The 14,687-nt window shown below is 39.4% G+C and carries 11 protein-coding genes and 1 pseudogene; 11 read left to right on the top strand and 1 reads right to left on the bottom strand.

Annotated elements, in window-relative coordinates; genetic code table 11:
• The first annotated feature begins 12 nt into the window (after positions 1-12).
• The 11 genes and pseudogenes from ABDW32_RS19095 (at position 13) to ABDW32_RS19045 (ending at position 12,446) form a co-directional block, all read left to right on the top strand.
• Positions 13-1,710 carry a right-handed parallel beta-helix repeat-containing protein gene (locus ABDW32_RS19095; RefSeq protein ID WP_343565281.1) on the top strand — a complete coding sequence of 566 codons (1,698 nt, stop codon included), beginning with the start codon at positions 13-15 and terminating at the stop codon, positions 1,708-1,710.
• A gap of 1 nt (position 1,711) precedes the next feature.
• Positions 1,712-2,860 (top strand): YdcF family protein, encoded by a 1,149-nt coding sequence (locus ABDW32_RS19090; RefSeq protein ID WP_343565279.1) that lies wholly within the window; start codon positions 1,712-1,714, stop codon positions 2,858-2,860.
• A gap of 6 nt (positions 2,861-2,866) precedes the next feature.
• Positions 2,867-3,739: a phosphodiester glycosidase family protein gene (locus ABDW32_RS19085; protein WP_343565277.1), complete on the top strand. Its 873-nt coding sequence runs from the start codon at positions 2,867-2,869 to the stop codon at positions 3,737-3,739.
• Between the two features lie 92 nt (positions 3,740-3,831).
• Positions 3,832-4,911: an SGNH/GDSL hydrolase family protein gene (locus ABDW32_RS19080; RefSeq protein ID WP_343565275.1), complete on the top strand. Its 1,080-nt coding sequence runs from the start codon at positions 3,832-3,834 to the stop codon at positions 4,909-4,911.
• An 831-nt stretch (positions 4,912-5,742) separates the two neighbouring features.
• Positions 5,743-6,591 (top strand): TraB/GumN family protein, encoded by an 849-nt coding sequence (locus ABDW32_RS19075; RefSeq protein WP_343565273.1) that lies wholly within the window; start codon positions 5,743-5,745, stop codon positions 6,589-6,591.
• A gap of 336 nt (positions 6,592-6,927) precedes the next feature.
• Positions 6,928-7,377: a hypothetical protein gene (locus ABDW32_RS19070; RefSeq protein ID WP_343565271.1), complete on the top strand. Its 450-nt coding sequence runs from the start codon at positions 6,928-6,930 to the stop codon at positions 7,375-7,377.
• Between the two features lie 163 nt (positions 7,378-7,540).
• Positions 7,541-7,987, top strand: coding sequence for a nuclear transport factor 2 family protein (locus ABDW32_RS19065; RefSeq protein ID WP_343565269.1), 447 nt, complete (start codon positions 7,541-7,543; stop codon positions 7,985-7,987).
• 680 nt (positions 7,988-8,667) lie between these two features.
• Positions 8,668-9,078, top strand: coding sequence for a hypothetical protein (locus ABDW32_RS19060; RefSeq protein WP_343565267.1), 411 nt, complete (start codon positions 8,668-8,670; stop codon positions 9,076-9,078).
• Between the two features lie 267 nt (positions 9,079-9,345).
• Positions 9,346-9,747 (top strand): annotated as a pseudogene (locus ABDW32_RS19055) (PDDEXK nuclease domain-containing protein); the annotation flags it as partial.
• A gap of 1,180 nt (positions 9,748-10,927) precedes the next feature.
• Positions 10,928-11,530, top strand: a complete 603-nt coding sequence (locus ABDW32_RS19050) for a DUF3267 domain-containing protein (RefSeq protein ID WP_343565266.1) — start codon at positions 10,928-10,930, stop codon at positions 11,528-11,530.
• A 469-nt stretch (positions 11,531-11,999) separates the two neighbouring features.
• Positions 12,000-12,446, top strand: a complete 447-nt coding sequence (locus ABDW32_RS19045; protein ID WP_343565264.1) for a nuclear transport factor 2 family protein — start codon at positions 12,000-12,002, stop codon at positions 12,444-12,446.
• A 60-nt stretch (positions 12,447-12,506) separates the two neighbouring features.
• Here the strand turns inward: ABDW32_RS19045 and ABDW32_RS19040 are convergent, their stop codons facing one another.
• Entirely contained in the window at positions 12,507-14,567 is a 2,061-nt protein-coding gene (locus ABDW32_RS19040) for a M48 family metallopeptidase (RefSeq protein ID WP_343565262.1), read from the bottom strand.
• Positions 14,568-14,687 lie beyond the last annotated feature (120 nt).

The following is a 14,687-nucleotide window of genomic DNA, read 5'->3' as shown; positions in this document are numbered from 1 at the left end:
ACATTGATTATAATGAAAAAAACGTTATATATTTTTATGGCTCTATTTTTTGCCCTAAGCATACAGAGCTGTAAAAAAGATAAAGTCGAAAGTGAGCAACGGCTCCTGGTCGATCGGGATTATATAGAGGTCGGCAGTAGGGCCGATACCTATCAGTTGGACATCTTGGCGAATGCGGCGGTTACCGTAAGCAGCGACAAAGACTGGATCAAACTCGATAGTACGGTGTATCCCAAAGGGAAAAATAAGATCCGGTTTTCTGTTTCTAAAAATTCGGAAGAGGAACGTTCGGCGACCTTGTTGCTCCGATTGAATGATAACCTATCGCAGGAGATTCTGATTTTGCAGGAATCCGGAAAAGTTCCCGTTTTTTATGTGACTCCTGCGGGCAAAGGGGATGGCAGTTCCTGGACTAGTGCTACTGATCTCGATCAGGCACTCGAAAAAGCAACGACAGGCAGTACGCTATTCCTGGCCGAGGGGACCTATGTTCCAACACGGACCATTCGCAATGGTGACGTCAATGAGGAATCGGACAAAACCATAGAGATCGCAAAGAATGTCAGCTTGATCGGTGGCTATGCGGCCAATGCCAAACCTGGAGATCAGCCTAATCCAGCGCTGTATAAAACCATTTTTCAGGGAAAGCTTTCAAGTGGAAAATCGGTGTTTCACACGGTCACGGTGACGGCATCCGCGGATCCTGAAAATCAGGTTAGGCTGGAAAACATCAGCATCAAAGGAGGAAATGCCACCGACCGCAGTGCCGGTACGACGATTGACAACATTAAATTCAGCCGCGGCCAAGGGGGTGGTATGTTGATTGGCATGGCTCGGGTACTGCTCAAAAATGTGGATGTAGTCGACAATAAAGCGACCGCAGATAAGGGTACCGCAGGTTTTGCTGCCGGCATCTACGCGTTTGCAGGCGCCCAGCTCAGGTTGGAAAACTGTCGCATCAACAATAATAGCAACAGCGGAAATAACGGAGGCGGACTATGGATCGCCGATGGTTCACTGATTGCCTACGATAGCCAGTTTAATCACAATAGCGCTAAAGGCACCGCAGGAGGCGTACACGCCTATCCAAATGCGGATATTACACTCTATAATTGTGAGGTGATCGGCAATTCAAATACATCTTATGGAGCAGGCGTTTATCTGCGTGAAAAATCAAAAGGGATATTTGTTAATTGCCTGCTGGCTGAAAATTCGAGCACATCAGCCAATGGCGGCGGCGGACTGATGCTGTATGATAACAGTCAGGCAGACGTGATCAGTACCACCATTACCAAAAATGCTGTTGTTGGTCCTGGCGGTGGGGTCTATCGACGCAGCAATGTCAACAACCTGACTTTGATCAATTCGATCGTATCGGGCAATACCCAGGCGGGCAGTTCTACCGATGTTGATGCTTATTCTGATAACATCGCTGTCGTGCCACGGATACAGCACTCGGTTGCAGCGCAAGCTGTGTATGCTGCTGATGGAAGCATTGTTCCAAAAGTAAGCTTTGAACCTGCTTCCATGCTGAATCCGGATTACCTGCCCATAGGTGCCGAAAATCCGTCCATGAGCTATGGTTTAAGTCCAGCCGGACTGCTGGAGCTTGCCAAGAAATATACGCCGGCATTGGACGATAGTCGCATGCAACAAGATATCAATAATAACCCGCGCTCTTCCAGCTGGATGGGTGCAAAAGTGAAATAAGATGAAACAATTAAGCTGTCTATTTATCCTTACCATGCTTTTATTGGGCAACAGCTGGGCTGCTGCGCACAAAAACATCCTACTGTTATTAGGTTCAGCCGATCCTGAGGTACTGGCTCAACGGGTAGATGTTGCTGCGCAGCTCTACCGTATCCGGCCGATGGATGCTATTGTGGTGTCTGGAGGTTGTGGTGCGCACGGTTCCAAGATTTGTGAAGCTTCGTCCATGGCGCTGCAATTGGTCAGCAAGGGCGTGCCGGCGGCATTGATCTTCAAGGAGGAAAACTCCAAGACGACGGTGCAGAACTACATTTTTAGCAGGCGCCTCAAAAATAATGCTGGCGAGCGAATCATACAGCCCGGAGATACCGTGTATGTTGTTTCCAACCACTGGCATGCTATTGCTGTCGCTGCTCGCCTGCAAAAATACGATGGGGTGACAGCGAAGTTTTTTATTGAAGGTGCTATACAGCCCAAAAAGGAAGACCGGCTTGATTATGCCGGAATATTTAACGCTTACGATGACAATCACCTTTTTACGTTAAAAGGAACCTGGCTGACACCGGAAGCGGTATGGACAAAAAAAGACAGTACCTATTACCTGACGCAGGATATCGTCTACACAACGGATGCAGCTAACAGCAGCTATAGCGTCAGTCCCGTGGCGAAGCTGTTTCCTTTTCTGAAAGGCAGTTCAGAGTTTAATCCGCCAGTATATATCGATGAGTCCACCGCATGGTACATTCTCTTTGATGGCTATTGCCGTAAAGTTTCAAAAAAAGACTATAAGGTACTGGATGAACAGCCTATTCAGGAATGGCTGAAGCTGCCAGACACACTAAACTGGAGCCAAATCAATACCGGATATATCCAGGGAAAATCCTTGGTACTGATCGGAAAGGACAAGGTACTATTGGCGGAGCGAAAAGGAAAGATCTTTCGATATCTCCGGGAAACCGTGCCGCAACATTATTTTGTCAACTGGCCCTATAGCTGGGGGGCGGGCAATGTCAGTGCGGCAAGATTGATGCCGGGAGAAAATAAGCTCATCTTGTACCGCAATATGGAGTCTGCCGTATGCACTATTGACCAGAAAACAATTGAAAAAGCGATTCCATTAAAATTAAAATGGATCGGTGAAATAAAGTAAGAACAGATGAAAAGAAATTTTATATACAGCTTATTGCTGCTTTTTCTTGTTATTTCATGCAAGAAAAATGAGGGCGGAACGCAGCTGCCCTATGATTACAGTATTCCCCAGCAAGAAGACCTGGCGGAGATTATCAATACGACTGCCTGGAATACAAAAACGGTTGCCGACGGTGTCGTGTGGAAGTATTACCAATTTCCGCGGATATTTGATTCCAAACAATACGTCAATGTATTTGAGATCGATCTGAAGAAAGGCATGCAGCTGGAAATTCCCTATGTCAAGACCGGATTTCTAAAAACAAGTGCTGCTGCCACGGCCAAGGGCGCTTTGGTTGCATTCAATGGCAGTTACTTTAATACCAGTACAGGCGGATCAACCGTATTTTTCAAATACGATGGTCAGGTGATCAATCAGACTGTGAATGGATTTAATAGCTACCGTGAAAACGGCGCATTTACCTTTACCGGGCAGAGCTATCAGATTGTACCGAAGCCGGCAGGCGGCTGGGGGACCCTGAGCGCTACCGCTGCACTGGCTGGCGGTCCGTTATTGATGCAGAATGGTCAGGTGCTGGAGCAGTTGAACGTAGACTTCAATACCAGCAGACATCCCCGAACAGCAGTAGGACTTACCAAGGACAATAAGCTGATCGTAGCTGTTATCGATGGACGTTCGTCGCAGTCACAGGGACTGACAATTCCCCAGCTGGGCGAGTTAATGGCCGCCTTGGGCTGCACTTCCGCGTTAAACTATGATGGCGGCGGTTCCTCCACAGCCTGGGTGAAGGGCGAAGGTGTGGTCAACTACCCCTCTGATAATGGAAAATTTGACCATGAAGGTGAACGCGCTGTAGCTACGGTATTTACCGTGAAATAAAAAAATGATACTTTTATAATTAGACGGCCATCTCATGGATAAGAAGAGGTGGCCGCTATGAAGTGATAATGATTTCTATTAATTGAAACATCATGAAAAAAAAGACAGGTATCCTATTCTTCCTGGCCCTGGTTTGCGGCTTAGTATTTTCGTACGCTCAACAGGTTATTCCGTCTGCTAAATTTGCGCTGCAAGGAAGAGCTTTTGAAAATACGCCAAAATTTCATCGGGTAGATACAGCGAAGTACAGCGAACTTCCTGCTGCGGTAAAGAAATTATATACCCATGCTGCAGGAATGTTTATCACGTTTAAGAGCAATACGAGCAAATTATCTTTACGCTGGAAGACGGTTGATGCAGCGCTGGGCAATAATTCCACGCCGATTATGTCAAGAGGTTTTGATGTGTATGTAAAAGAAGCCAGCGGCTGGCGCTTTGCAGGGGTAGCCCGCCCCAATCTTAACCTGGCGGAAAGTAAGGCTACGCTGATCGAAGATATGGCTGCGACAGAAAAAGAATTTCTTATTTACTTTCCGCTATATAAAGAGCTATTGGATTTTGACCTGATTATCGACGACAAAGCCAGCTTTGTTGGTACCAGACAGTCGTTTGCTAAAAAGGTCGTGATTTACGGTTCCAGCATTGTCCATGGAGCGTCCGCGAGCCGTCCGGGATTAGCCTATCCAGCGCAATTGGGGCGCCGGCTCAATGCCAACGTGATCAATATGGGCGTGAGCGGCAATGCCCGCATGGAGCCCGCTGTGGCCGATATGCTGAGTGCTATTGACTCCATGGATCTGCTCATTATGGATTGTGTGCCCAATAGTAGCCCTGATGAGGTCCGGGAACGCACGTTTAATTTCGTGGAACGGATCCGTCGGTCCCATCCCCAGTTACCCATATTGCTGATAGAGAGCATTACGCGTCAGGTCGGCAATTATAATTTAAAGTGGCACACGCGCTTGACCGAGCAGAACAGGAATTTTAAGTTGGAGTATGAGCGATTGTTGCAGGCAGGTTATAAAAATTTGTATTATATACCCACGGATCATTTGATAGGCGATGATTCCGAAGGAACAGTGGATGGCACCCACCCAACAGATGTAGGATTTGAAAGGATGCTTAAAATAATCGGACCTAAAGTTGAGGCTATCCTAGCAAATAGTCCGTAAATCTTCACCAGCTCTCCAGCACTACTCCGGAAGTAATCGCTGACTTTGAGAAACACAATGTCATAGGGGCGTGTCAGTTCGCAGATTTAGCTATGTATTTCTCACCCATTAAAAGCCACATCGCGAGATCTGGCTTTTAACGTCAAAAGGGCCTGATTCTCATCAGACCCTTTCTGTTAGCGTTTTCTGTACAGTAATTTTTATGTTTCTTATCGTTTCCTCTTTTTTGTTTCCTCATCCAATGTTTTTAAAGACAATTGGATTTTCACTGTACGACGCCAATTTTTATGTCGGCCCTTTCTTTCGAAAGGAAGCTAGTAGCCATTTTGTATAGTAAGAACAATAGTCGATTTGAAATAGTTTTATCATTCCTGTTTTTTTTTGATAAAGTGAGCTTACCTTAAAATGAAAAAGGATACGATGGTTTCAAATTAAACCAGACTTTGTTTTAGCGCACAATATTGCCGTAACGTTGAGGGCGAGTCAGCAGGCTTTGTGGTTGCGGTCTTGAAAATATTATAATACAAAATTAATTAGATGGTTTACCTATAGCTTTTTAGTAAATTAAAATTAATTCGTTATATTGTTGGGTAATTATAGACACTGACGGATGGAGCATCCGTTGGATTTGAAAAGTTGTGATGTAAAAATAAACCAAATTTAAATTATGGAAAGAAAAAAACTGTTAAAAATGCTGATGATACTTGTTGTTGTGATATGCGTTATCTGTATATTATCAAATAGCGCCGATTTTGTCCAAGGAATTAAAGATGGTTTTAGTGACGCAGCAAAATAAGACTTTTTAACAATATTTTATATACTCTATAATAAATGAAAAAGCAGCTGATTCTACAATTGTTATTTTTTTTCATTGTTTCTAGCGGATTCGCTCAGGAAAAGTCCATGTTGTGGAAAATTACCGGAAATGGCCTCAAGCAAGATTCTTACCTGTTCGGTACCGTGCATATGCTGTGCCCAGATGATTTTGAGATCAAACAGAAATGCCTTGATGCCCTGGACAAAAGCCAAAAAGTAGTTTTTGAGGTAGATCTTTCCAATCCAGACAATGCCCAGAAAATACAAGCCTACAGTGCACCAGATACTGCATTTATAAAGACATTCTCTGACAGTGAAGTCCAAAAAATGGATAGCGTATTGGCCGCGGAAGATCTTTCCATTAAGCTCTTGGATTATGTGTCTCCTGTTGCGGTTATTTCTTTATTTACGATGAAAGGGTTCAACTGTGCTGATCCAACAAAGATGAAGTCCTATGAAATGGAATTGTCTGGCCTCGCAACTTCCAAGGGGAAGGTCATCGGGGAGCTTGAAACGATTGATCAGCAGTTTGCGTTGCTAAAAGACATCATTACACCCCAGCTGTTCATGGAATCGGTCTATCAGCTGAACAAATATCCAGCCTTGACCGCAAAAATGGTTGCAGCCTATAAGGCTGAAAATCTGGGAGAGTTGAACGCCCTGATTCAGGACCCTACCTGGATGACTGAAGAACAAAAAGAAAAACTGCTGAGTATGCGCAACGAGAACTGGGTGACCATCATACCCAAGATGATCAAAGATCAATCTTGTTTTATCGCTGTTGGCGCGGGACATCTCGCTGGGGATAAAGGGCTGATTACCCTGCTTCGTAAAAATGGCTATACTGTTACTGCCGTTGAATGATCATTAACCCACGTCGACTCTGAATCAGAATTAAAACATTGAATTCATCAAAATATGTCATATATGTCGGGTATTCAATCGAATCCTTATAAATAAGAACCTTTTCTTACAAATATAATTAAGCAGTACGAACTGGGATTAATCTAGTTTTTTTTATAGGATGGACGCGATGAAAATTTAGTAGCAAGAGTAAAGTAATAGGATTCTCATCAATTAAATGTGCGATTTATTATGAAAATAAAATGTAATATTTGCCCTACAGGCTTTTATAAATTAAGGCACGGAAAATATGGGGTATTTGGAGGTTGCTCAAATTACCCAGTTTGTAGGTCTACCATGAAGATACATGATTTAGTGTTCGAGTTTTTCGTTGAGAAGGGGATTAATGTTTATCGATGGAAAAAAGAATGCTATAAATGTGGAAAGCATACAGATGTATACAGCTACTTCCTGTATTACGAATTGGAACAGTTAGACGAATCTTATCAGTCTGTTCATGGATTAGGATTAGGCGATGTACCATGGATAGATAATCGACTGAAGCATGAGATTCCTTCAATAAAGGAATGTTATAGTAAATTCACGGATTCAACTTACATCGCAAATACGTGTGTATATTGTGGCGTGCTACAGGGGAAAAATTATGTAGTCGATGACCCACATGAGATAATGACAGAATTGTTTCACGATCGTTCTATGGAACAATATTTCTTTCGAAAGATCAGTATCGACGAAAAAGATATTGAGCTTAGAAATGAATTCTATCATTTATTTAAAGATGAGTAAATACGGACTCTTAGCTGGCAGTATATTCACCTGCCTATTCCTGCCATTTACCGAGTTTCCCTAATCGTTGGTCTAAAGCCGATAGGCCAGGGTGCGTATTGTGTTGTAGTTTTGAATCAAGAAATAAGAGCAGATGAAAAAACTAACACAATAAAAAGATATTATGAAAGCATTAGCCAAAACATTCGCAGCAGTAGCCCTAATCGCGGTATCCGCTTTCACTATGGCAGCTGAGGGACCAGGTTCAAAATCAGCAAAAGCAAACGTTAACCTTTCGACAGCAGATTTCGCTTTACAGCACTATGTTGCCGTCACGACTGAGGGTGAATCAGCAGGTGTGGAGGAGCTGTTTGCCGATGATTTTAGTCAAAAGATTCAAGTGTCCAATGTAATGACCTACGGACGTAATGCAGTGATAACCTCTTTGAAAAAACAAAAGGGAGAAATTCTGAACTGTAAGACGAACATCAAGATCGTCGAAAAATCAGCAGACTATATGATTGCAAAAATTGTACTGAAATTTGATCACTTTAGCCTAACTGACCTGGTGACTTTGGCGTACGAGAATGGCAGTTGGAAGGTGTTCAAGTCAGTTCATTCTTATCAATAGGCATCCATCTCAAATAAATATATATGTTGTAGAGCCACACCGGGCGATGTGGCTTTTTCTGTTTTAGCTCCTTTCCACTTTTATTCTTTTTTGAAAAGTATGAAATGCAAATATTGAATAATTCTTATGAGTCCTCCTGCTTTTAAACCATATGATTTAATATTGATTAAACCAGATTTCGATTCAAAAACTCGTCCCAAGCTTTTTTTAAGCTAAAGCATTTATTTCATACCTAGGGAAGTATTGGCTCAGCTCGTATTTTAGGTAATAAAGTAGAAAACTTGTCTGCAAAAGTGGAGATTGAAATAGTTTATAAAAATAACGTATTATTGCTATAGTGCATAGTATACAAAGCAGTTTTACGATGAGACTAAAATTTCTCTTTACCATTTTAGGCCTGAGCTTTTTCCTTTTTTCTTGCAAAAACAAGAGTTTAATAAATTCCGTTTGGAAAAATTGTGGAGATAATATTGGTCTACCGGATATCCTTGTGTTTAACGATACACACAATTTCGTCCGGAATGATACCATCTATAGTAGGCCGGTTATTGACTCCGCGATCGCGGTAATTAATCGGATTGAGACCTATTATGGTGAAAGAAGATTATATTTAAAAAGGCTTTCTGATCAAAAAATCTATAGATTCTGTGAGCAATAATAGACTTAACATGTTTTAATGTATGCAGCTCAATAATAACCATCAGCAAAACCCCGGGTTAATAGCGAGAAAGACTAAAAGTTGGCCATTCTTAATTATCTTGTTTTTATTAGCTTTAGCGATCATTTATGCTCGGCTAATTACTCCATCGATGGTATTAGGAAAATATTATTTCAAGTATCACGAATGTGGAACCTCAGCAGAACTTCCTGACAGGGATGATACGCTAACTCTACTTGATGATAATAAATATAGAAGTTCTTATTGGGGTAATGGAGAATATCGCGTAGAATACGGGATTTTTAGAACTCTATTGGTTTTGAGTTATTCAGGAGGAACTGCTTCACACGAACTTGGAATTAAAAAAGTAGGAAATAAGATCAATATTGTTTTGGATGGTGCTTGCAATTTTTTTTATGTAAAGACTGATTAGAATAAGTCAGATTGAATATGATAAAATTTATAGTCATAGCTTCTTCTTAGTTATTAAGCTGTAATAGCTACATCCCGTAATAGTCCGCAGCTTATCTAGGAAAAATATAGTTCCAGGGAGTTGGAGCGACAGATTAATAGTTCTGTCTTTGAACGCAAAATGATTGGTAATGTAAAACTCTCGTCACTGCCGAGACAATTTGAAGTAGACATTAATAAAGCGTTTAAAGATAGTTACGTTTTTGACTTATAAAATCTACCAGAATCCTATAATGAAGGATATCTTCAAAAAGGGCTGCTGCGTCAGATGAAAGATTTTATTCTTGAGCTAGGGCGAGACTTCCTATTTATTGACCAAGAATATAAAGCACAAGTTGGAAACTCTGATTTTTACATTGATCTACTTTTTTTTCATAGAGGATTACAGTGCTTAGTGGCATTTGAATTAAAAGTTGATAAATTTAAGCCCGAGCATCTTGGTCAGTTGAATTTTTATCTAGAGGCTCTTGATCGAGACGTTGAGCGATCCAATGAGAACGCAAGTATTGCTTTGAGCCGCAGTCTTTCACCAACAGTAGTAGCAGAATATAAAACACAATTACCAGATAAAAAGCTACTTCAACAAAAGTTACACGAATTATTTGAACAGGCTGATAATAGTGAGATTTAGATTGTTATTTGCATACTATATATCGTCGGTGCAATCACCTCCCGATTCCCGCCATTCACCGAGTTTTCCTGATCGTTGGTCTAAAGCCCGTAAATCTATATATTATCCTGTTGGATTACACTTCGGTTGGAATTATGTTCAATGGTTTTTTTCACTTCCAATGAGCGGAACAACAGAAACTGGTTTGAATAGTATTATGTTGCCAACAAATGATTATTATTACAGAAGCAACTCTCCTGATCTTAAAAGGTAATTTTAAATGTCTACATATATAAAACGATTATTAAGATTACGGGTCGCATATTTATATGCAATAATGCTCTTTGCTTACCTGACTATTGATGTTCTGTGTAATTTAATTTTTTTGAATCTATTTAAATTAGAACGAGGCTCAAATGAGATAATTCGTGATAAAGGCATGCTGCTAACATTCATCTATACAATAATTTTAGGCCCATTTCTTGAAACATTATTATTTCAATTTATTCCTGTAAAGCTCCTATCTACATATACTTTTTTTAAACAAAGGAAATTATTACTCGCTTTAATTTCTGCCCTTATTTTTGCATTGAGTCATATGTATAGTTTCTATTATTTTATTTTAAGTTTTCTGATGGGTGCAGTTTTTGTTTTTTCTTTCTTATCATGGAGTTTAAGCAGAAGGAGACAGGTCTTTGGCATACCACATTTTTACATATGATTATTAATTTGGTAGTATTTATACATCAATATTTTTTATGTTGTCTGTAATTGCTGCGGCTCCAACAGAAATTGTTTACCTTATATTTTGATTATATGACAGAAAAGAATAAAAAGATATGGAAAAATATACTTACAGTTGTTACTATTGCATTATTGGTTTATTTACTTCAAGTAGATATAGATGATATGATTGTAAAAATTAAATATTTTTTTCATTGATGTATTCAATTTGTATGGTATTTTGTTTAACATTGAGCAACGACTTGGATATTTGATTTTAGCAAATAATATTATTAGACTATGGAAAATTTGAGATCTGAATCTATCAGGTATATGGTGTATACTCTAGTTGTTGTCGGTTTTTTGATTGCTTTGATAAATAATCTTGATGCATTTATGCACGGTGTAAAGCTAGGTTTAAATGATATATTTGGAAAATAAATAAGACTGTCACCTCCACTTTCCTTATAAAATTTGTATGGAACAAGATGCCCAGGAAAATTTAAAAGAATATGTCATTGCGGAAAGAGATGCTAACCGAATTCTTCTGCAATGGCTTGTTCCGATCTCTGCTGTTATTTTTACGTTATATTATTTTATTTGGAAAGATCAGTTTCAACTTGAGAAGCTAAAAGGATGGTTTGTAGCGCAACATATCGATAGCCCGATGGAAATCAGCCTGCTTTTTCTTATGATGGCAATTATTGTTGTTGTAGGAATTGTTGTTCATGAGCTCATTCATGCTGTTTCTTGGTTGGCCGTGTCCCGAACGAAAAGCTTCAGTAATATTAGCATTGGAATCCTGAAACCATCCTATACACCATATTGCCATATTAAGGTGCCCCTCGACCGAAATGCTTATATCATTGGTGCATTTGCTCCAGCCTTTATCCTAGGACTTGTACCACTTATTATAGGTCTTAGCATGGGAAATATCTTAGTTTATTTTTTTGGCTATCTATTTTTGTTGGGAGCGATGGGCGACTTTATTATTATCTATTATATTTTGAAACATGTGGATAAAAGGGACAAGATTTTAGATCATCCTTCTAAGATCGGTTTTTTAATTCAGCAGGTATAAATATATAAGCTCTTCGCTACTTTGTTTTTTGAAGCTTACTTTATGAACTGCTCTTTTTTTGCTTTGATAGTGTCATGACTACGATTGCTATTTGAGATATTAGCATAATTGAAAGCGCGCGAGTAAAAGAATCAGCCCCTCCATTTATACAGCGAAAAAATATCAATGATACCTCCAAAAGCATCAGGCAGTACATTAGTTTTCTAAGTATTGATTCCATGATCTCTTAATTAGTAACTTTTTCCTTTATATCCTTCTTCTACCAATTTACGTAAATAACTACGGTATTGCAAACTCTTAAAAAATGTAACATAGTGATAAGTAGTTTATTAACCTTCCCATTTCCGCCATTCACCGAGTTTTCCTGATCGTTAGTCTAAAGTCCATAGGCCAGGGGCTTATTGTGTCGTAGTTTTGAGTCAACAAATAAGAACAGATAAATAAACTAACACAATAAAATAAAGACATTATGAAAACGCTAGTAAAAACATTCGCAGCAGTAGCTTTAGTCGCAGTATCAACATTTGCAATGGCAACTGAAGGACCAGGCTCCAAATCGGCAAAAGCAAACGTTAACCTTTCAACCGCAGACTTTGCCCTTGAGCATTATGTTGCAGTGACGACAGAAGGTGAATCAGCAGGTGTAGAACAGTTGTTCGCTGCTGATTTCAGCCAAAAAATTCAGGCTTCCAATGCACAGTCTTATAGTCGTGAGGCGGTGGTTAAATCTTTGAAAAAACAAAAAGGAGAAAAGTTGAACTGTGCAGTAAGCACCGATATCATCGAGGAGTCAGCAGACTATATGGTGGCCAAAGTAACGATGAACTTTGAGAACTTCAGAAAGACTGATCTGGTTACCTTGGAGCGCGAAGGCAACAACTGGAAAGTATCCAAATCAATCAATTCGTATAAATAAGAGCCATCCCTTACAAATATATAAATTGTAGAGCCACATCGGGAGATGTGGCTTTAATTTTTACTGTTGATGTTTATCTTTTTCAAGCAGAAGTATAAAATCTAAATATGTTTTTTTCTTTGAAAAATAGATGTCATCCAATAAGCTTTTATATGCTGTAATAGCCTGCAGCAGAATTTGAACATTTTCCTCTTTGTACTGATCTACATTAAAGTATAACAAGTCCGTAGCAATATATTTATCTAGTGTAGTCAACAAAGTTGCATCCATTGGCGGCTGTATGTTGTCCTGCAGTGATATAAGCTTGGCTAATTTATTTTTGAAAACCGTTTCTCTTCTTTTGAGGTCACTCACTCTTGCTTCGATTTCCCCAAATGGCAAGGTCTGAGCGAGAAACGCAGTATTTTCGTTCATGTCGTCATAAATCGCCTGCGACTCATCAAATGTTTTATGGAAAGCCGCAAAATCATAATATTTCTGATCAAATTCTTCTTTACGGTTCTGTGCAATGGAAAGCTGTAAAAAATAATGATGTATTTGATGATTATAGCCGTCTACTTGACGCGTTATATCCTGGATGTCGTTATCAATTTTTAACAAAAGCTCATCGGCATCGATATCCCGGTATTTTTTACCATCATAATCGAAGGTTTTTAGTTTAATTTCCCCCTTGTGTATTGCTTCCACAACATATTTGTCATTTTTCAGACTGTTGAGCTCATAGAACAGCTCAATTCTGTCATCCGCAAACAATTCGTCAAATGTTAGACCAATATGCTCTTTTGCCGCTAATTGATCGCCTTGTAGTATAGGGTTGTTGTAATCGTAGAAATCGTTAAATTTTGGATTGATGGTATATTTGTTGATTTGACTTTCAAAATTATCTTTGAATGTCTGGAGCTCAAAAACTGCTGGGGCTTGCTGATATTGGATATTCGAAAATAGCTTGTCCGAAATTTGACTTGCTATTGCAGCTCCATCTGCAAGTAAGGCAATAGCAGGTTTATTCGAAACATCAGTCTTTATGATATTAAGTTTCCACAAGGCTTTCACTCGTTCTTCATCCGTTGGATGTGAAGCCCATTGATTTTCGAGATTCAATTTCGATTTATCATATCTTTTTAATGTCGCCAGTTCGATCTGAGGGAAGCCTTCTTGAACCTGATACCTAGATCTCTCTGCAAGCAGGTGCATCACACAATGTTGTTCGTGATAAATATTATTGCTGCGGATATTATCAGCGATCTTTCCATCATAAAAATTAAAAACATAATTTAATGCATGATTTGCAAAACCCAATCGCAATAAAGAGTCTGCTAAGGCTTTGGAACCAGCTACATGTGCTGCAATTTCATCTGCATGAAATTCCATTTCCCGGGACAATGCCAAATAATTTAGATTAACATATCTGTAAAGGTATTTCAAGATGTTTTGAATCTGCTGGATAATAAAAACCGATATACCGATAAAAATAGCAGAATAGCCACTCACATTTCCCCATGTTTCAAATGTGCGGTCCAGCGACTCATTTTTATATAGCATATTGTAGATGATTTGATTGACATGATAGACATAACTACCGACTTTCATACTTTTCTGTGAAAAATGTCCGAATTCATGTGCAAGAATGGCTTTTAATTCCTGTTCAGTTACAGCATTTATTAAGCCCACACCGATCTGTAGATTCTTTCTTATGGGAAGAAACATGCTCCAAAAACTTGAATCATAAAATACTGAGGCATTGACATCATGAGATAGGAACACCTTCTTTGGGAAACTGGTGCCAACTTCGTCGACAATCTGATGGATTAAGGAAAATAGTTCCGGTTCATCCTGTTCAGTAATTTTGGTCAGATGGCTCGTATCTACTTTTGTCGAAGCAAATATAAACTTTACAAGAAAAAATAAAACCGTGAGACCGGAGGCAAACAGCCCTAGACAGGCAACCGCTGTTAGGAACATCGGTTTGGAAGTAAAAATTAATATACCTAAGAGGGTAAAACCAACCGTAATTCCTATTGCAAATAGAAGCAGGAAAATATAGGTAAATGCAAAGACGAAAATAGATAAGATCGTTTTACGTGCATGTTTTTTAAAACTTGCTGATACTTGTACTTTCATAAAACTGTTAACAGTGATAAATTTGGTAATTGACTGATTTAAAACTAAAAAATAATATTCATTTATTTGATATAGCCGGAGATCTAGTTCATAATCAGTTCACCTCCCCATTCCAGCCAT

The organism is Sphingobacterium sp. (genome assembly GCF_039596235.1).
Classification (GTDB): domain Bacteria; phylum Bacteroidota; class Bacteroidia; order Sphingobacteriales; family Sphingobacteriaceae; genus Sphingobacterium.
Note: the sequence above shows the minus strand (reverse complement) of the source record. Positions and strands in the feature narration are given on the sequence as shown.